The organism is Haloferax sp. Atlit-6N (assembly GCF_003383195.1).
GTDB lineage: Archaea > Halobacteriota > Halobacteria > Halobacteriales > Haloferacaceae > Haloferax > Haloferax gibbonsii.
In genome coordinates this window covers 16,553-33,357 of sequence record NZ_QEQJ01000007.1, presented here as the reverse complement: position 1 = coordinate 33,357, position 16,805 = coordinate 16,553, and the positions used below count along the sequence as shown (strand labels likewise).

Genomic DNA, 16,805 nt, shown 5'->3' with positions numbered 1-16,805 from the left:
TATGTCGACAGACCAAGACACAGCCGCTCGGCGCATCATGGACCAGTTCGGCGAAGCGAGTCGCATCCCCTACCTCAACATCGAAGAGGGCGACGTTGGCGTCCTCATCGCCCTCCCAATCTGTGGGTTGCTCCTCGCCGGCCTCACCGGCGTTGAATCACTCGCCGTCCCGCTTATCGCAAGCGGCCTCGGGATGGGTGCGGCCATTGTCTATGTCGCACCCGACCATCTGAACGCGTGGACGTGGACGAAAGACGTCTATCGCTACGTCAAACGGCCCCGCATCACGGTGAGTGCGCCAGCCCACTCGGACAGCCAAACAAACGAAACTGTGCGCAACGAGGGTGGACTCGCGAACTACACACCGTTCACGCCAGACGAGCGAACCCAAGACCTCACGAATATCGAGCGAGCGTGGCCCGGCGCCGGCGCGATTCAGCGGGCCGACGGCGCCATGGAAGCGTTCATCGAAATCGACCCGGGGAACATGGACTTCGCGATGGCCGACGACTGGGCCCAACTCCAGGATGCAGGCGCCGAGTTCGCCAACAAAGAACTCGACTCGAAGCTCAAGTTCCACGCAACAACCCGGTCATTTCCGGTCGAACAGATCACCGAGACAATCGAGGAGCGACTCACCGACGAAGACGTCACACAGAACCCGATCTTCCGGGAACTCCTCGAGGAGTATCGGGAGACGCGGCCCAAAGAGATGCGCGACCGCGGCATTCAGCAGGTTCGATACTACATCGGGGTGGAAGTCTCGCCACTCGAAGTCTACGACCGATACCGCGACGAAGGAACGCCGGCTGAAAAGCTGACGCAGTTCCCCGTGATTGGGATTCTGTTCAACCCGTTTGTCACCCGGCGTGCGGACCTCTCAGACGCGGAGCGTCGCGCCCAGATGTTCGAGAAGTTGGACGACCGTATCGCGGATGTCCGCTCTGAGTTCATCCAGCAGGCATCCGGCTGGTCTGCCCACCGACTCAGCACGGTCGAGTTGTTCGTCCTGAACATGGACTTCTGGAACGGCGAGGAATACGATTTCGAGACCGAAGCAGACGTGATTCGCGAACAGCCAATTCTCAGCCGCTCACGCCGCGAGGAGGCGTTCGATGCGTAACCTCCCGTTGCAGGCGAGCCGCGGTGTCCTTACCCAACTCACCCAGTGGGCCCAACAGCCGACGTCACCCGAAGGTGCGGCGCTCTATCTGGGGACTATTGTGGTTCTCGGCGTTAGTGGAGCAGCCCTCTGGCAACGATATCGCACCGACGACGAGCCGGAAGTCGATTTCTCGGACGTCCTCGACGAGGAGACGCTTGAAGCGGGCGACGTAGAAGGCCAGCTCCTCGACGACATCTCGGAGTCACACAAGACGGCGACAGCACCGGCAGCAATCGAATGGGAGACGCGAGCTGCCCGTGTCGGTGAGCAATGGACGTCGACGCTGTACATCGCTGACTACGCCGACTACCCGAACGACGGCTATCTGAGTGACCTCTTCGAGTTGACCGACGTCGAGTTCGACCTCACAGCGCACATCACGCCGAAGAACCAGCAGCGCGCACGAAACGAACTGCAGGATATCGCTGACGACCTGCAGGTTGACGCCGATTTAGAACAGAGCGTCCGAAGTGAGTACCTCCAAGAGCGAGCCAACGAAGCGGCGGCGACGTACAAGGCCGTCGAGAGTGGCGCGAGCGTGTTCGACCAAGGCCTGTTCGTCACCGTCCGTGCCGACGACAGGGACGACCTCCAAGATGCCGTCAGAGCAGTCAAAAGCGCGCTCCGTGACGAACCGGCGAACCTCACGCCGAAGACGGCTATCTGCCGGCAGGACCTCGCACTCCAGTCCGCCGCGCCAATCGGCGACAACGTCTTTGGTCGGGAGTCGATTGCGCTCGGTGGCGCTGTTGGTTCCCTCCTAGCGTCGCCACACAACGCGACGATTCTCGAAGAAGGAGGCGTCGAGTTCGGAATCCACAAGGACAACCAGAGTCCGGTCGTCATCGACCCGTTCGCCCGCGATAACGGTTATGCGATGTTTACAGTGGGGGATACCGGCTCTGGCAAATCGTTCGGTGCGAAGGAGAACTTCATCCGATCGATCGAACAGAGCAAGGATCGCATCGGAATCATTCTCGAACCGCTCAACAACTGGGCGGGCGTCTCCGAAGCGCTCGACGCCAAGCGAATTACCGTCGGCGGGACGCTCGGGCTGAACCCGCTCGAAATCCGCCAGACGCCCGAACACGTCCAACGGGCAATGGGTGAGGACGCGAGTCCGTTCAACGAGAAACTCGACGACGCGATGAGCTTCCTGACGAATTTCTTCGCCCTCCGGGGCATCTCACTCGGTGACCGTCGGACGACACTCGAACTCGGACTTAGACACGCCTACGAGCGTCATGGCATTATGGATGATATCACGACGCACGGTAACCCGAGCCCGACGATTCGAGAAATGTTAGACGTCTTCGAAGAGATGGTTGACGACCCCGAATCGTTCGTCGTTCGGTCGGACGCAGAAGCCGAGAAGCTTAGCAACGATGCGACGTGGTTGATCGACCAACTGCGGCCTTTCGAGGAAGCGGGCCGCTATGCGAATCTCGGGAAAGAGTCGGAGTTCGACATCCGCGACGAGAAAGTCATCTACCTTGATCTCGCCCAGCAAGAAGGCAGCGTCGACAGCAGTACGGCACTGACGATGCAGTTGCTCATCTCGCTCGTCTACGAGCGGGCGAAAGAGACGGACAAGGAAGTCGTGTTCGTCATCGACGAAGCGCGGTACATCATGCAGGACGCCGCGAGTCTGGTGTTCCTCGAAACGGTGTTTCGGCATCACCGCCACCACGACCTCTCGATTCGACTGGTCACCCAGACCGTCGACGAGTTCTTCGAGCACGCTGAATCCGAAGCCATCCTTGACCAGTGTGCCGTCAAGCAGTTCCATCGCTTGGATGGGATGGACAAGGAATGGGCCGACGAGTTCGGCCTGAACCACGCCCAGATGCGGTACGTACAGGACGCAGTCCCCGGAAACGAAGACGCCGGCTTTTCAGAAGCCTTGGTCGGTGTCGACGGCGAGTGGCGTGGTATCAGAGTCGAAGCGATGCCCAAGGAAAAGCAGGTCATCGACTTCGACCCGACCGAGCAGCGGCGGGCGTCGCTGCCCGGGGCTGGAGAGACAGCAGTTTCAGCGGATATTGAGGCCTTTCGGACGGAGTTAGCGCAGCACGCAAACGGAGAGTCACAAGACATGCAGACTGATTCAACAGCAACTGACAACGGCCAGCTTGGAGGTACCGACGATGCGTGAGCGTGAGTATCTCCGCGTGACACCCACTTCAGAGGAAATTACTCCTCGTGGCATCCCGAAAACGCTCGAGAGTCTCCACAAACTGACCCCTGACAGCTCGGGCCTGCGGTCGAAACTCAACCCGTTTACATCCGCGACACCACCGCGTTTCGAGTTCCTTGCGCTTAGTACGGGGCAAGACGCTCCGGTTGAGTTCTACTATGGTGCTGACGACTATCTCGGAACACTCGAAGAGCGGCTTCGGTCGATCTATCCGACAACGTTCGACATCGAGCGTGTCGAAGTGGACGTCGCGTCGAAGCTGATTCATCCGGTTGCATTGTCCCACGAGGAGTTCGTCGAGCGGTACCAGCAGGGTGACCTGCAGTATGAGTTCTCTGACGACGAACAGTATTCGGCTGCAGATGTCGACGCCGGCACAGCGCCAGACGGCGGCACAACCACAACACGTGAGTCTGAGGGTTCACCGACGGACGCTGCCGACGTGGGTGGAAGAACGGCGGACGGGCTGGTGTCGGTTGGAGAGACAGTTGTCAAACTCGAAACGACTGATTCGCTCGCTGACGAGGTTCCACCCACGTCGGTCGAGAAGCCGACAGTAGCCGCAGACGGGACGATTCTCGCCCGCCCCGCGGCCGACGCCGTCTCACCACGGGGCGTGCGGTGGTGTGGATCGGCAGTTCGGAAGCAGGACTGGATGTCGTCGTTGACTCCGCTGACGGCGACGCCTGACGAGAGCACGCTGCCGGCGGTCGACGAACCGGGAGCTGTGCTTGCGTCGCTGATCGACCACCTGAATGATGCTCGTGAACCGCTCGCGTTCCAAGTCGTGTTTCAGCGCCGGGAGAGCTGGCAAGCGGATGCGGAACTCCGCAAAGAGGACTTGGATGATGGCCGGGATACGCTGTCGCAGAAAATCCTTGGCGACCTGCTCGACCCCGAACTGGAGTACGAACGTCGCACCCGTGACGAATTGAGTGATATCGTGGTCAAGCGGCTTGATGCGATTGATGCAGTCAATCCTAAACGCTCGTACACGACGAACATCCGGGCAATTGGTGTGCCAACGAGTGAGGCTGGTCGCGACGCCCTTGATGACCGCCTGTCGTCACTGGCACCAGTATTCGACCCACTTGATGGCCCGTTCTACGAGATCGAAGCGACGCGACTTCGAGATCGTGGCTTCCGACAATCGAAGAAAGAACAACACGCGCGAGCAGCGCTCCAGCGACTCCTTTCGCGGGAGGTAACGACCGGGCGCGGTAAGACCCGGCCGGAGTTAGTTCTCTGTGGCGCTGAGCTTGCGAACTTCATCTTGGTTCCATCGTCGGACCAACTGACAGTCGAAGGAACGCGAGGGACGCGTGCTGAACAGCAGAGTCGTGATCCGCTTCCGTGGCCCAACCCGGACTTAGTCCAGCAGTTTCGGGAGGGAATGGCCATCGGGTATGCACTCGATGAGAACGGTTCGCCGCAACAGCGTCCGATTCGGATTCCGCCGAAGCTCCTGACGACACACTACGGTCGGTTCGCCTCGACTGGAAGCGGGAAGTCGAAAGCAATCATCAACGATGCGCTGTCGCTCCGTGAGACGACCGGCGGGCCCGTCGTTATCGTCGACCCGAAGGGCGATGGGATGTGCGCCAACTACCTTCGGAGTCATTACGAGCGCTTCAACGGGCTGGACGATGTCTACCGGTTCCGTGTTCCCGAGACGATACCCGCATTCTCCTTTTTCGATATTCGGCCGGCACTCGACGCTGGACGGAATCGGGCGGACGCGATACAGGACAAGGTCGACCACTTCCACGATATCATGCGGATGATCATGGGCCGCGAGCAGTATGGACAAGCGTTCGTTGCCAACGAGATTCTCAGCTACCTCATCAAGGCGCTGTTCGACGAGGAGTACGGAAGCGACGTCTTTGGGTTAGACGACCTCTTTGCGGCCGCACTCGAGATGCAGCGGGAGCGAACTGTGCCGCCGGTTTCGGCGGACAACCGGAGCATCGAGGAGTCGCTTACACGGCACTTCGCGAAGGACGACCACCAGTTCCAGGTATCGATGGACGCCGTCGGGAACCGCCTCGACAAACTCAGAGAGGATGCCCACCTGCGACGGATCTTCAGCCATGTCCCGGAACAGGATGACAACGGCGAATACGTCGACAACCGATTCGACTTCCGCGAGTTCCTCGACGAAGACGCCACGATTCTGTTCGACTTAGGTGACCTCCGCCCGGAGGCACAGCGAGCGATCACACTCCTCCTGTTGAGTAATCTCTGGGACGCGGTGCAGGTGCGTCGACGTGACGGGAACACGGACTACGAGAACCTCACCAACCTCATCATCGAGGAAGCGGCCCCCGTCGCAGCAACGAAACTTGTCTCCGAGCAGTTGCTTCCACAGGGGCGGTCGTTCGGCTTGAGCATGGGACTGGTGATGCAGTTCCCCGGCCAGGTTCGAAATCGGAACGAACGCGCCTACGACGAGGTCCTCAACAACATCAAGACGAAGCTCATCGGAAACATCTCTATCGAGCGTGGCCTCGCTGAATCGCTGGCCCACGAAGACCTGAGTCCGACTGACCTCCGAAACCGGATCAACACGCTCCCCAGCGGAGAGTGGATCGCACAACTGCCGAGTCCGTCATTCGGGGAGACGGGTCCAGCCCCGTTTTCGGTGAAGCCGCTCCCGATAGCTGCTGGCCATCCTGAAAGCGACGAACCGTTGTCTGTCGAACAGGCGGACCACTTCGAGACCGTGGCCCTCCCGCGACTGTCGGAGCGAACCCAGACTCAGTACGGGCTTGGTGAGATGAGTGAATCGACCCCGGTCCGAGATGAGTCTGATTGGGGGTCAGGTGCCGATACAACAGTTACCGCTGATCGCAATCGCGTGGAAACAGACTCTACACAATCCTCGTTCATCGGACAAGGGACACCAACCACGTCGTCGATATCGACCGGAACGAGTGATACCAATGCTGAGCCACAGGAGAGTACCTCGTTGTTCAACATGGTGACTGAGGTCGAAGAGGAGTCACTGGGAGACGGGAACGGGCCTCCGGAGACTCGTTCATCACCCATCCAAGCGAGTGAGGTCTCTGTCTCCGATGATGAACTTCGGAAGCGTGGTCTCAGCCATGATGATGTCCACTTCCTCAGCCACGTCCTTGAGGTGATGAACCGCGAGGCTACTGAGTACACTCTTATCAACTCGATGCGCCCCCTCCGAGACGAGTACGAAGACCTCCACTTGGAACGCTTGACGGAGCAGAACCTCGTCGAGGACGCGTCTGCAGCCGGTCAAAAGTACTATACTGTCCTCCCGGCAGGGCGGGAACTACTCGGACAGAAGCTCCAAGTTGGCCCTGGCCAAGGCGATATCGGGGAGAAAACACCACACAAGGTCGGTGTTCGACTCCTCGAACGGTGGCTCCAACAGCAGGACGATGTCGTTCGCGTCGAACCGTACTACGAATACGACGACAGGACGGTGTTCGACGTAGCTGCGTTCAACGACGCTGGAGAACTCGTTTGGGTCGGCGAAGCTGAACTCCCGAGCAACAACAGCCACGCACCGGTCGACGACTACGACAAGCTTAGCGCGGTGGATGCCGACGCGATTTGGGCATTCAACAGCCGCCAGACCGCTATTGAAGTGCTTGATACACTTGCTGAAGCGGACCGAATCGAGGAAAGCGTCAGCGGGCGGGCAGCACGGTCGTTCTCGAACATCAAAGACGCAATCAGCGAACTTGATGCCGAAGGCATGGCCACCGTTCGCGGCTTCACAAATCTCAAACAGGAGGTCGACTCATGACTTGGCGACAGGCAACTCGTGAAGAGGTCTACACCTATTATGCCGAGGAATTCCCCAGCTACGTTGCCGACCTCCCTGAGTTCATCACCGCAAACGGGCCGAAACAGTATGCCGTCGCTTTTCGAGACCCACACCCCGTTCGCAAAGACGACATCCCTGACAGGGACTTCATCCGCCGGGATACGTGGCAGACAGACCGGTCCGGTGAGCCGACGACACCCGCGTTCAACGAGTTCGAGGATGTTGTGGGGTTCATTCGGGACCCCGCTCGCAACGATCCCCTCGGTCGGAGCAACTTCGCACTCGCAGATCCGTCGGTTCTCGAGAAGCCAAACCCACGCCCTGATGCCGTCTACTATGCGTTGGATCACTGGGAACGACCATGGGTGCTTCTCGTCGATATCGACGCGAAAGAGATCGCTCGGAAACGAGCCTCGGATACGGTCTTCGAGGATGACGACTGGGACAACGAGGCACTCCTCGACGCCGCCGGTATTCTCGACGCCGAACCCGCGGGCTATCCGTATGCCTTCGAGGATATCGACTGCGCTATCGAATACGGATTCGCGGTGCGAGACATCTTTGAGGAGGACTTCAACGCCGAGGAAACGATGGTCGTGTATAGTGGACAGGGCGTCCACGTCTACCTCCTCGATACGGACCTTGCACATCGATACGACGAACAGAGTCGCGAGGTGTTGAACGACCTCCTCTTAGAGACCTATGACATCCCCATCGATCCCGTCGTGACAGCCGACCGCCGGCGTGTCGCACGCCTGCCTTACTCGCTGCACGCCGATGTCTGCAGTATCGTTCAACCCATCGAGAGTCCGCATTTCGACGTTCGGTCGGCGACGCCGGAGGTGATTACGGAATGAGTCAGAATACACCCACCGACGACGAGGAGATGGCGTATCGAGTTGCGGCACTTCCGCCTGAGTACGGTGACATCCGAATCAACCAACTGTTCACGCGTGGCTACAATCGATACGTTGTCGACGGCGAAGAGCAGCCCGCGGACCTCGTGAACGACATTGAGCGGTTTGGGACGGCCGCGTTCAAAGAGCAGGTTCGTGCCGACGCTGCCAAAGAGCCGTTCGTTGACGAACCGGCGACACTCGCCGTGCTTGCGACGCTGAGTGCGATCTGTGTGAAAGCACATCCGAAGTTTGAGCACGCGTCGACCCGGAACATCCAGGTGCTCTACGACATCCGAGAGCTGTACGTCAATAATCTCGCATCACTCCTCCGAAACTACGGTGATGGAACGCTCCAGCAGGACATCGCCGAGGTGCTGTACAGTAAGGAACCGGGTGAGGATGGGCCGCATCCCGGACGTGTTTGTACGGGAATCGAGGAGATGCCGGAGTTCGGAGACGGCCTGTACCTCGAAATCCCGATGGCGGCGGCATCACGCAAATGTCTCGTTCGGAAGGGTGGGGAATCAACGAAGACAGACGACGGCGGAGAGATACTGACGCGAGTCAAAGACAACAACCTGTACGTTCCAGTCGGTGATTTTGACAGTAAGTATCGGGACTACGCTGAGCAGGCGTTCAAGAAGCTCCTGCGGGTGCAAGAAGACGGGCTCTCCGACGACCAGCTGACGTGGCTGACCACGAACGAGTCCGCGATAACGGAGCGGATCGACCGCTTCCTCGAGACCGGCCACCACGAGCGAATCTGGCGGAACTGGGACCGTGGCGAACGGACGATTCGCGTCCTCCGGCGGGCCCTAAGTGATGCGCCCGACGACGTCGCGCAAACGGGCGAATTCCACACGGCGAAAGAGCTCTACCGAGCGGTTACGGCGTACGACGCCGAGGACGACTGGGAATCCTCAGTGACAGACTGGATCTCGAGTCCGAGCAGTCTCGCGAAGACGCTGGCCGACCACGAGTCCCACTCGGCCGTCACGATCGATCGCGACGGGCGCGTCAATACGTACCGAATCGGGCGAGCCGGCACCGGCGCCGAACAGATCGAGGTCCGGGAGATCGAGGACCTCTTCGAACTCCCCTGTATGGCGAATATGGAGGAGCGACTCCACGAGAAGAAGCCGGTTCGGAAGGATCTCTACAACTTCGCGCGGATGGTGATGTGGCTGCCGCAGTACCAACACAGCAGCCTCGACGAAATCGTCGCGGACCTCAAGGACGTCTTCTCCAGGTGGCCGTGGTACGACGAGCAAGAAACTGAGTACCAAGTCCGCTACGAGTTCTCGAACACAATCGACGGCGACACGCCGTTGCCGATGAACTGCGATAACGACGATCTGCAGCGCTACTGCATCGGCCAGGACCAGTGTCCCTACTCGATCTGGGGCAGTCTTCCGTTCCCGGATGAGATGTACGAACAAGTTGACGAGGAATCAGCTGGTCCCTCAGAGCAGTTCTAAGGAATAGACTTCCCCTCAGATTTTCGAGGTTCGTGTTGCAGACCAAAGCCAGTCTTTTCAGAATCCCCGTCGAGCAATTTTCAGCCGCTAACACAACCGGAATCGAGGGAATCGGGGTGTTTCACGATTCGAAGTACTGAGTCGGGGAGCCTCGTGAAATTCAGAACAGGTGATGCAGCGGCCCGATGAAATTTAGATACGTCCGAAATCACCTTCATTACCCCCTCGTCGAGCAAATTTTGGGGCTCCAGTATCATTCCCGAACTCGTCGAGGTGTTTTCTACCGCCTTAAATCGGCCCGACGGGGCTCTTCTTCGATTTGAGGCCGTCGTATCGTCTTGCATATCGCGGATTTCGTCCAAAGAAAGAGGCGATATGCAATGTGCGAAGGCCGCCGGCTCTCTCAGGCCAAGGGGCCGTCACCCAGAGTTTGGACTCAGTAATCTGTCAGATTTAGCGCATAGGTTGAGCGGGTGTGTGTCGGTGGTGTCTGTCGCCCCCGCGAGGGGGTGGCGGGGTACATCACGTGCCCCCGATTGACGATGGCTTCGGAACAACTCAGCGAAACACAAGCAACGCATCAAGCATCAAGTACTCCTGACGGTCACGCGCCGTGGGCAGACCTCAAGGTGACGGTTCCGACCGACCGGGATCACACGTCAGTCGTCGCGCTCGTGGAGTGTGCTCTCGTCGAGCTCACGCACGAGGCCGTGGGCGCCGTCTTCATCTCCCGGCAGGTTGGGCGCTCGACTCGGACGCAGTACGTCGCCGCAGACGACGTCGGCGAGCAGTTTCAGAAGCGGCACTTCGACGACCGGCTGGGCTGGCACGAGGCAACCGTCCCTCGACGAACCGTTCGCGACGAACTGATCACCCAGCTCACGCGGTCGGCATCGACGTCGGCAGAGTGGGCTGGTGAAGGAGCAACCAGCGAGCCGGACACCTTCGTCGTAAAACCAGTTCGAGATCTCCGAACGCCGTAGTGGCTAGACTTAACCAACATCCCCGGCTGAAACCGGCACTTGGTCTTTTCAGCTATAATGCGATACCGGGTGCGCCCGCTGGAACGACCATCATTGTCAGGAAGACTGGCCTATCGTGAGTCTCTCGTTGTAACCTGAAAAGACCAAACTATGTTGGTTAACATTAAGGCTGGTCCACTCCCTCGTCCCCGCCCGCCGCCCTGATACTCGAGTGAGTGAATCCTAGTGAGATACAACATCGTCGCGAAGAAACGGGACTACAACGGGTTCTGTTGTGGGTCCTGTGCTGGTTCATTGTAATCTAGTCCCAGTCTATGTTATCACATGAGAATTCATACGTCTGGCCTGGCTAATTCTACTCGGTTACACAATCAGTGCAGAGACGCTCATGTCGTCCATCTTGAAGGTCGTATTCGATGGAGCCACAGCGATTACAGACTTCTGGGACGCTTTGTTCAAGCCATTCACTGAGTACTCCGTGTCTTAGACCACACCGTGAACACTTTGCTGCTCGCGAGTACTCTCGTAGATCGGTGATCGAAAAGTCGTGTTCGCCCTCTTCACATGCATCTGAACGAGGGTTCGTGGAACTCCCTGATTCAATCAATTCGTACTCATCATTGGCGGATAGCGCTCCAGCCCTTTCCATCTCGAGATCACCCATTGAGTCTTGTATCGTGGCTACTGGTATGGTGTCCGGTCCATCTCCTGACCCTCGAAAGACAACCTCTAATACAAGGCACTCGCGTCCGGATTTCGTATGTAGATACCGTGCCCCGATGAATTCCTGTTTCAAGTATTCACGCGGGCTGTCGATGAGGTCCTCAATCAGCTCTTGAACATCAGGTTCGTCGTATGAGTTCGCGAGAGCAAGACCGTGATTCGCCAAACGGAGTTTCGCGAGAGCAATATCCGGGGCCGTCGTGACTCGAAGGGCGAGTAAGTAGCAGATCGCATCAAGCCGCGGCCGATCATCCTCCGGTAACTGATAGACGTACATCACTCGGCTCAGAGCCCGGTATAGATGGTCAGCAATGGCTAACCGGTGTGCATCTTCGACCAGTTCGCGTTTGTGCCTCCGAACCTCTTCAGTCGACGCAAGTTGGGTTCCGGGAGGGTTCGCAAAGGTCCCCCGTCGTTGCGACGCAATAGATGACCGCATCGTGATTCGGCGTTGAGCCTGAGACACAGTCTGCATCAGCCGCTGCATCCCTCCAGGAGTCTCGAGTGGCTCTCGATCGATCTGGATCTGAACATAGGTTTGGGATCGCCACTCTGGGTTCTGTTCATCAAGCACGTCCCAACAATATGATTGCAGGATGCACCAGTAGAACTGGTCGGATGACCGTTCATAGATACAGAGCACGACTGGTATCGACGCCGAAAGGCAGTCTCCGATAAGATAGCTTGTTTGAAATTGCCACCTGGCTACCTCGGAGCCATCGAATTTCTCTGTCGCTTTCAGCTGAACGAAAAATGGAGACTGTCTGACTTCAGAATGGTTGACGAACTTCCCTGTTGGGCGAACCTCGAAATCAAATGCATAATCTGCCTCAACAAGGGAATTGACGACCCAATTAGAAAACCGGGCCAGGAACATTCCACGAGAGTACTGTTCGAGTTCGTGATTCGGATGTCTCTCCTTCGTCATTGATCATACCGCAAATATTCACTTCGATTCATTTGTATCAATGTCTTTCCAAGAGTCTTGTTCTATAGACATATTCAAACTAGCGTCCGTCCCTCGATACTTTAGAGGAACTAGTGAGTACTCAGCAGGCAGAACGCTCTGCGTTCTAGTGTGCAGACGAGAAACAGCGTTTCTCGTGCACGCCGGGAGGCGTGCAGCGCGCAACAGCGTGCGCGGCGTGACTCAGCATGCTTGGTCCCGATCCGCACGACGACACGAGTCGCGACTACGAACAGTTCGAGAAAGCACTGCTCGCCCAGGACCGTGACGCCGCCGGCGTCGACACGACGGATGTCGGCGACGCGACTGCCCAGAACCTGGTCAAGGACCTCATCGACACGGACGTCGTCACTCCGGTTCCCGAGGACCAAGTTCTGGTTCACGAACCGAGCGGTACCGCGTTCGACTCATCGACGCAGCTGGCCGTCTTCCACCGTGGCTGGACGGCCGGCCGCGACGCCGACGCGGAGGGTAAGTGATGCACCAGACCCTCGTCGGCTGTGCGTTCTGCAACGCCCCGCCCGGTACCGAGACTGGCGAGGCCCATATCTGTGGACAGGACGAGCGGGTCACTCACCCGATCTGTGTCGACTGCGCGATTCAGACGGAGCCAGCTCCCGACGAGCGCAATCGCTACGCCTGCGACGGATGCGGGCTCGTCGTCCATACACTTGCAGGGCTCACCCGGTTCCGGATCGGACTGGGGCATCTGGAAGCCCGTTACAGCTGTGCGCCCGCTGTAGTCCGGGTGGCCTTGCGACGTACTGGACGCCCGACCTCAAGGAGTATCTCGTCGCGACGCCGGCAGAGTGATCCCAAATACTCTTTACTGATTCGCTGTAAACTGTAATCAAGGACGGTCCATGTCACGCACCCCAAATCGCGCCGACGGCGACATCGTCCGCGAGTTCCTCTCGGTCGCGGACTTGCTGGAGGAGCCACAGCTAGCTCAGCTGTACGCGTATTTCGCCCAGGAGGGAGAGGCAACCGTCCAGGACGTGATGGAGGACCTCAACCTCGCCCAGGGAACGGCCTACAGCTACGTGAACCGGCTCGTCGACACCGGCGTCGTCGAAGTTACACAGGACGAGCAGCCCCGGCAGTACGCCGCCCGCGCAATCGACCTGACCGTGACGACGACTGCCGGCGACCGCGAGTACACGATCACGCCGGCGCTCATCGACGCGGTCGGCCGCCGGGAGACGAACGCAGATATCGACACCTACATCGACCGTCACGGCGTCGCCGGCCTCGCGACCGCGCTCACCTATGCGGTCGCCCGCGAACGCGGCGAGGTGACCCACCGACTGATGGCCGACGACCTCGACATCTCCCCGCTGGCCGCGGAGATGATTCTGCAAGCGCTCCGGCCCGTCGTCCACGAGCACTACGATATCGAGGAGGCTGGGGCAGGACTCGGTGAGTTGGACATCGGCGACGGCACTGACGACACGTGAGCCGGCTCCACATCGCCGACACCGGCCTGTTCGTCGCGATGGGACAGCCGTCGAACAGTCGGTATCAGGCCGTTCGGCGGTTCGCTCGCCGAAACGAAATCGCCTTCGTCCTGCCCGAACGGGTGTACGAGGAACTGTAGAACCGTATCGCTTCTGTGGGTGACTCCTAACGTTTTAAACGCTAGTCAGCTTCATAGTAAGTGTACAGATGCAATCCCCACCAACAGGCAGTTCAGGTGGATCAAGCGACCTCCTCGTTGAAATCGTCGAGACACTGGAGGCATGTGGACTCGATGACGACGCCTATCAACTCCACGAGTACGTCGACCCCGGTGCGCTCGAACAGTTGATCGCTTCCGCCGATGAGACCATCGCTGTTCAGTTTACTGTCGAAGGGATTCCGCTCGGTGTCTCACCGGACGGTGTTGACGTCATCATCGAGGACGAACCGCAGTCCGTCGGCGAATAACGACTTGCGGTTCCGAGACAGGGATCGTTCCTGAAAGCCCTCGGCCGCTTGACGCCCTGCGACCACGTGAGACTACGTCTCGCTTGTTCCCGTTCGCTTCGTCGCCGGCGCAGAGCGCCGGCTTCCAGCGGGACCGAAGGTCACGCACGGCTCACGAGGACGCCGCTGCGCGCCTCACCCCTGCAGTGCTTGCGGGGTCGGGGGACGTTCACGGCGCGAAGCGCCGTGTGCTCGGGAGACGCAGTCTTCCGGTGACCGAGGCGGCCTCGCCCTTTCTGAGTCCGCCAGGATGTCGGCTGTGTTACTGAGCGTCGAGAGTGGTTGAACGGTGTTTCTCTACGGCCCGCCCCGCTCGCCGCTGCCGCCCTCCGCGTCGCTCGCGACCGACCATTCGTAGAGGGTTCGATGTAATCGCCAAGTTGGCGACAGTTTTTCACAGCCGTGCTGAATACAGAGCGCGAGTCGGTCACGGGGAGAAGTTTAATTTCCACAACAACTTACTCAACGATATGGCGGATACCCTCACAGAACTCTCCCAGCGGAACGAAGCGTTCTGGATTGGTTTGGCCCTCTTTCTTCTCGGGGTGATTACTCCCGAGTCTCTCCTCCTCGGCGGAATTGAACTCTCACGGGTTCTCATCTGGTTTGGTGGTGGGATTCTCATAGTCAGAGTTCTCGTTGGAATATACCGAATCCTGAGAACGACGGTTGAGGCAGGCGTATTTGGCTATCGTGAAGGGAAACAGAACGACCGATAGACCCTCTGAGTGTGTCACGCATTTCCTGTCAAGGTTTGATGATTTCAGCGTAGCCTCACGGCCTCACTTCCTCCCCTCACGGTCAGATCGTCGTTGAGCGACGTTCGACGCGCCCATCGGTTACCGCGACGGTGTCTTTCTCTTCCAAACGTCGCACAATCTCCTGTACGTCCGCTGCAGGCCAGTCAAGCTCCTGTTGCAGGTCAGCCACCGACTTCGGTTCGTCAAGCGCGTGCAGCACTTCGAGCTCCTCGTAGACGCGCTCAGTGATCTCCGCCACGGGGTCGTGCAACGGCGTCGTCACGTTGTGTTGTTCGGTGAGATTGGTCAACGCTTCGTTGACGTACGTCACGAACAGCTCTTGCTCCAAGAGTTCGACCTGTGTCTCGAGTTCCGCTTCGACGACGTCGAACTCGAGGCTGGTCTGCATCAGCGAGAACATATCCTCGATGTCGTCCACCCGACCGGCAACCGCTTTGAACAGGAAGATATCTTCTGGACTCACGAGCTCGACCACGAGATTCCCCGGGTCGAGATAGCGTTCGCTCCGCTCACGAATGCCTGGAGACAGAATCAGCTTGCCAATCACCTGCTGGTTGAAAACGTCGATGCGACACCCATCATCGTTCTCGAAGATGCGCTGGGCACCAAGTTCTTCGTACTCTTCGTCCGGTTCCCGGACGATATCGTAGCCTAGCTCAAGGAGCACCGCTTGTAGCTGACTCAGATCGTTGCCGGAGGAGACGATGAGATCGATGTCTTTGGTCGTCTCTTTGAGTCCGCGAAACGCCATCGACCCACCGCCAATCAAGAAGACGGTGAGTGGGTTGTCCAGCTGCTGGCCTATGCGCTCGAGTTCCGACCGGATGTAAGAGCTATCGAATCGCGCCCTCATAGCGTCACCTCGTACTCCTCAGCCAGTTCCTGGAAGTCCTCCCACCCGGGAAGTCGGGCCGTCCGCTGGGCACCGCTGGTGTCGAGATATGTGCAGAGGTTGTCGACGACGTCGTCGACGCCGTACTTGGTGGCTTGGGCTCGGAGTTCATCGCGGACGATGTCGACGTGACTGAGCAGGAGCAGGCAGTATGACTGCGTTCGTGCGCCCGAATCAATCACGAGCATGTGACAGCACAACATCTCCGGGGAGAGCTCGCTCGTCGCCTCCGAATAGAGGTAGTACCGACGGTCACGTGCCAACAGCGGGAGGCCGTATTGCTGGAACTGGTCTGGGCCTGTCGGAATGAAGTGTTCGTCGGCGATCTCAGTCGTCGTCTGTACAAGGAACTCGTCAAGCGATTCCCACAGAATCGTGTACGTGTCGGTCTGTGCTTCGACAGTCTGGCGGTGACCGTGATGGGCAAGCTCACGAGCGACTGCACTCAGCTGTTCGAAGCCGTCGTTCAGTGCGTACGCCCCGTCGTCAGTTTGATAGACGATTCCGCGATGCTGAAGCGGGGCAAGCGTACGGTGGACGGTGCTTCGGTGGACGTCGGCGCGGCGTGCGAGTTCGGTCGCGGTCCGCGGGGTGTCGAGGTAGTAGCACACTCGGAGGGCTGCCCCTGACAACAGCTCTGACCAGTCGATGTGTGAATACTGCTGCGTGAGGTCCGTGAGTAACTCGAGTGCCTTTGCGTCCGACAGTCGAATCTGCTTTGTTTTCCCCTGTCGGCGTGCCTCGACGAGGCCGGTCGTTTCGAGCCGCTCGACGAGTTCTGACGTGTAGCTGAGACTCCGATCGAGATTCGTTGCAAGTTCAGAGACCGTCTGCTCACCGTGGAGGGCAGTAAGGGCGCGAACCTCACCTTCTGTGAGCATACTGTTGCATACTAGCGAACCAATATATAAATCAATTCGGGATTTTGCAACACTCGACTGGCACAGTCGAGATGGAAATACTTCAAGCA

The 16,805-nt window shown here is 58.7% G+C and carries 14 protein-coding genes and 1 pseudogene; 12 read left to right on the top strand and 3 right to left on the bottom strand.

All coding sequences use genetic code 11. The features are described from left to right. Position 1 precedes the first annotated feature (1 nt). The 6 genes from DEQ92_RS18920 to DEQ92_RS18895 all read left to right on the top strand — a co-directional run bounded on the left by DEQ92_RS18920 (position 2) and on the right by DEQ92_RS18895 (position 10,527). Positions 2–1,123: a hypothetical protein gene (locus DEQ92_RS18920; RefSeq protein WP_115821284.1), complete on the top strand. Its 1,122-nt coding sequence runs from the start codon at positions 2–4 to the stop codon at positions 1,121–1,123. Beyond that, positions 1,116–3,320, top strand: a complete 2,205-nt coding sequence (locus tag DEQ92_RS18915) for a VirB4 family type IV secretion system protein (protein ID WP_115821282.1) — start codon at positions 1,116–1,118, stop codon at positions 3,318–3,320. Before DEQ92_RS18920 ends, DEQ92_RS18915 begins: the two co-directional genes overlap by 8 nt. Continuing rightward, positions 3,313–7,146 (top strand): ATP-binding protein, encoded by a 3,834-nt coding sequence (locus DEQ92_RS18910; protein ID WP_115821281.1) that lies wholly within the window; start codon positions 3,313–3,315, stop codon positions 7,144–7,146. Before DEQ92_RS18915 ends, DEQ92_RS18910 begins: the two co-directional genes overlap by 8 nt. Further along, on the top strand, positions 7,143–8,024 hold the full coding sequence (locus tag DEQ92_RS18905; RefSeq protein ID WP_115821279.1) for a DNA primase: 882 nt from the start codon (positions 7,143–7,145) through the stop codon (positions 8,022–8,024). The genes DEQ92_RS18910 and DEQ92_RS18905 overlap by 4 nt, the downstream gene beginning before the upstream one ends. Continuing rightward, positions 8,021–9,544: a primase-associated protein gene (locus tag DEQ92_RS18900; RefSeq protein ID WP_115821277.1), complete on the top strand. Its 1,524-nt coding sequence runs from the start codon at positions 8,021–8,023 to the stop codon at positions 9,542–9,544. The genes DEQ92_RS18905 and DEQ92_RS18900 overlap by 4 nt, the downstream gene beginning before the upstream one ends. A 542-nt stretch (positions 9,545–10,086) precedes the next feature. Then, on the top strand, positions 10,087–10,527 hold the full coding sequence (locus DEQ92_RS18895; protein WP_115821275.1) for a hypothetical protein: 441 nt from the start codon (positions 10,087–10,089) through the stop codon (positions 10,525–10,527). Positions 10,528–10,882: 355 nt separating this feature from the next. Here the strand turns inward: DEQ92_RS18895 and DEQ92_RS18890 are convergent, their stop codons facing one another. Beyond that, on the bottom strand, positions 10,883–12,178 hold the full coding sequence (locus DEQ92_RS18890; protein ID WP_115821273.1) for a DUF4365 domain-containing protein: 1,296 nt from the start codon (positions 12,176–12,178) through the stop codon (positions 10,883–10,885). Between the two features lie 227 nt (positions 12,179–12,405). On the opposite strand from DEQ92_RS18890, the gene DEQ92_RS18885 reads away from it, so the two are divergent. The 6 genes and pseudogenes from DEQ92_RS18885 to DEQ92_RS18865 all read left to right on the top strand — a co-directional run bounded on the left by DEQ92_RS18885 (position 12,406) and on the right by DEQ92_RS18865 (position 14,901). Next, entirely contained in the window at positions 12,406–12,696 is a 291-nt protein-coding gene (locus tag DEQ92_RS18885) for a hypothetical protein (RefSeq protein ID WP_115821271.1), read from the top strand. Next, a pseudogene (locus DEQ92_RS24145) lies at positions 12,696–13,030 on the top strand (hypothetical protein). Before DEQ92_RS18885 ends, DEQ92_RS24145 begins: the two are co-directional and overlap by 1 nt. Before the next feature lie 50 nt (positions 13,031–13,080). After that, on the top strand, positions 13,081–13,674 hold the full coding sequence (locus tag DEQ92_RS18875) for a helix-turn-helix domain-containing protein (protein ID WP_115821270.1): 594 nt from the start codon (positions 13,081–13,083) through the stop codon (positions 13,672–13,674). After that, positions 13,671–13,814, top strand: coding sequence for a hypothetical protein (locus DEQ92_RS23480; RefSeq protein WP_158547633.1), 144 nt, complete (start codon positions 13,671–13,673; stop codon positions 13,812–13,814). Before DEQ92_RS18875 ends, DEQ92_RS23480 begins: the two co-directional genes overlap by 4 nt. A gap of 68 nt (positions 13,815–13,882) precedes the next feature. Continuing rightward, positions 13,883–14,143 carry a HalOD1 output domain-containing protein gene (locus DEQ92_RS18870; RefSeq protein WP_115821268.1) on the top strand — a complete coding sequence of 87 codons (261 nt, stop codon included), beginning with the start codon at positions 13,883–13,885 and terminating at the stop codon, positions 14,141–14,143. A 509-nt stretch (positions 14,144–14,652) separates the two neighbouring features. Beyond that, on the top strand, positions 14,653–14,901 hold the full coding sequence (locus tag DEQ92_RS18865) for a hypothetical protein (RefSeq protein ID WP_115821266.1): 249 nt from the start codon (positions 14,653–14,655) through the stop codon (positions 14,899–14,901). 82 nt (positions 14,902–14,983) lie between these two features. Here DEQ92_RS18865 and DEQ92_RS18860 read toward each other — a convergent pair whose 3' ends face one another. Together DEQ92_RS18860 and DEQ92_RS18855 are read right to left on the bottom strand one after the other, a co-directional pair. Continuing rightward, the gene (locus tag DEQ92_RS18860; RefSeq protein WP_115821264.1) at positions 14,984–15,796 is read right to left on the bottom strand and encodes a DUF6036 family nucleotidyltransferase; all 813 of its coding nucleotides are present in this window, start codon (positions 15,794–15,796) and stop codon (positions 14,984–14,986) included. Continuing rightward, positions 15,793–16,716, bottom strand: a complete 924-nt coding sequence (locus DEQ92_RS18855; RefSeq protein ID WP_115821262.1) for an ArsR family transcriptional regulator — start codon at positions 16,714–16,716, stop codon at positions 15,793–15,795. Before DEQ92_RS18855 ends, DEQ92_RS18860 begins: the two co-directional genes overlap by 4 nt. Positions 16,717–16,805 lie beyond the last annotated feature (89 nt).

Bases quoted from the DNA above. Each gene is read 5' to 3' on its own strand.
- DEQ92_RS18875 (WP_115821270.1), top strand. From the start codon at position 13,081: ATGTCACGCACCCCAAATCGCGCCGACGGCGACATCGTCCGCGAGTTC.
- DEQ92_RS18905 (WP_115821279.1), top strand. From the start codon at position 7,143: ATGACTTGGCGACAGGCAACTCGTGAAGAGGTCTACACCTATTATGCC.
- DEQ92_RS18885 (WP_115821271.1), top strand. From the start codon at position 12,406: ATGCTTGGTCCCGATCCGCACGACGACACGAGTCGCGACTACGAACAG.
- DEQ92_RS18860 (WP_115821264.1), bottom strand. From the start codon at position 15,796: ATGAGGGCGCGATTCGATAGCTCTTACATCCGGTCGGAACTCGAGCGC.
- DEQ92_RS18895 (WP_115821275.1), top strand. From the start codon at position 10,087: ATGGCTTCGGAACAACTCAGCGAAACACAAGCAACGCATCAAGCATCA.
- DEQ92_RS18870 (WP_115821268.1), top strand. From the start codon at position 13,883: ATGCAATCCCCACCAACAGGCAGTTCAGGTGGATCAAGCGACCTCCTC.
- DEQ92_RS18920 (WP_115821284.1), top strand. From the start codon at position 2: ATGTCGACAGACCAAGACACAGCCGCTCGGCGCATCATGGACCAGTTC.
- DEQ92_RS18890 (WP_115821273.1), bottom strand. From the start codon at position 12,178: ATGACGAAGGAGAGACATCCGAATCACGAACTCGAACAGTACTCTCGT.
- DEQ92_RS18855 (WP_115821262.1), bottom strand. From the start codon at position 16,716: ATGCTCACAGAAGGTGAGGTTCGCGCCCTTACTGCCCTCCACGGTGAG.
- DEQ92_RS18915 (WP_115821282.1), top strand. From the start codon at position 1,116: ATGCGTAACCTCCCGTTGCAGGCGAGCCGCGGTGTCCTTACCCAACTC.
- DEQ92_RS18865 (WP_115821266.1), top strand. From the start codon at position 14,653: ATGGCGGATACCCTCACAGAACTCTCCCAGCGGAACGAAGCGTTCTGG.
- DEQ92_RS18910 (WP_115821281.1), top strand. From the start codon at position 3,313: ATGCGTGAGCGTGAGTATCTCCGCGTGACACCCACTTCAGAGGAAATT.
- DEQ92_RS18900 (WP_115821277.1), top strand. From the start codon at position 8,021: ATGAGTCAGAATACACCCACCGACGACGAGGAGATGGCGTATCGAGTT.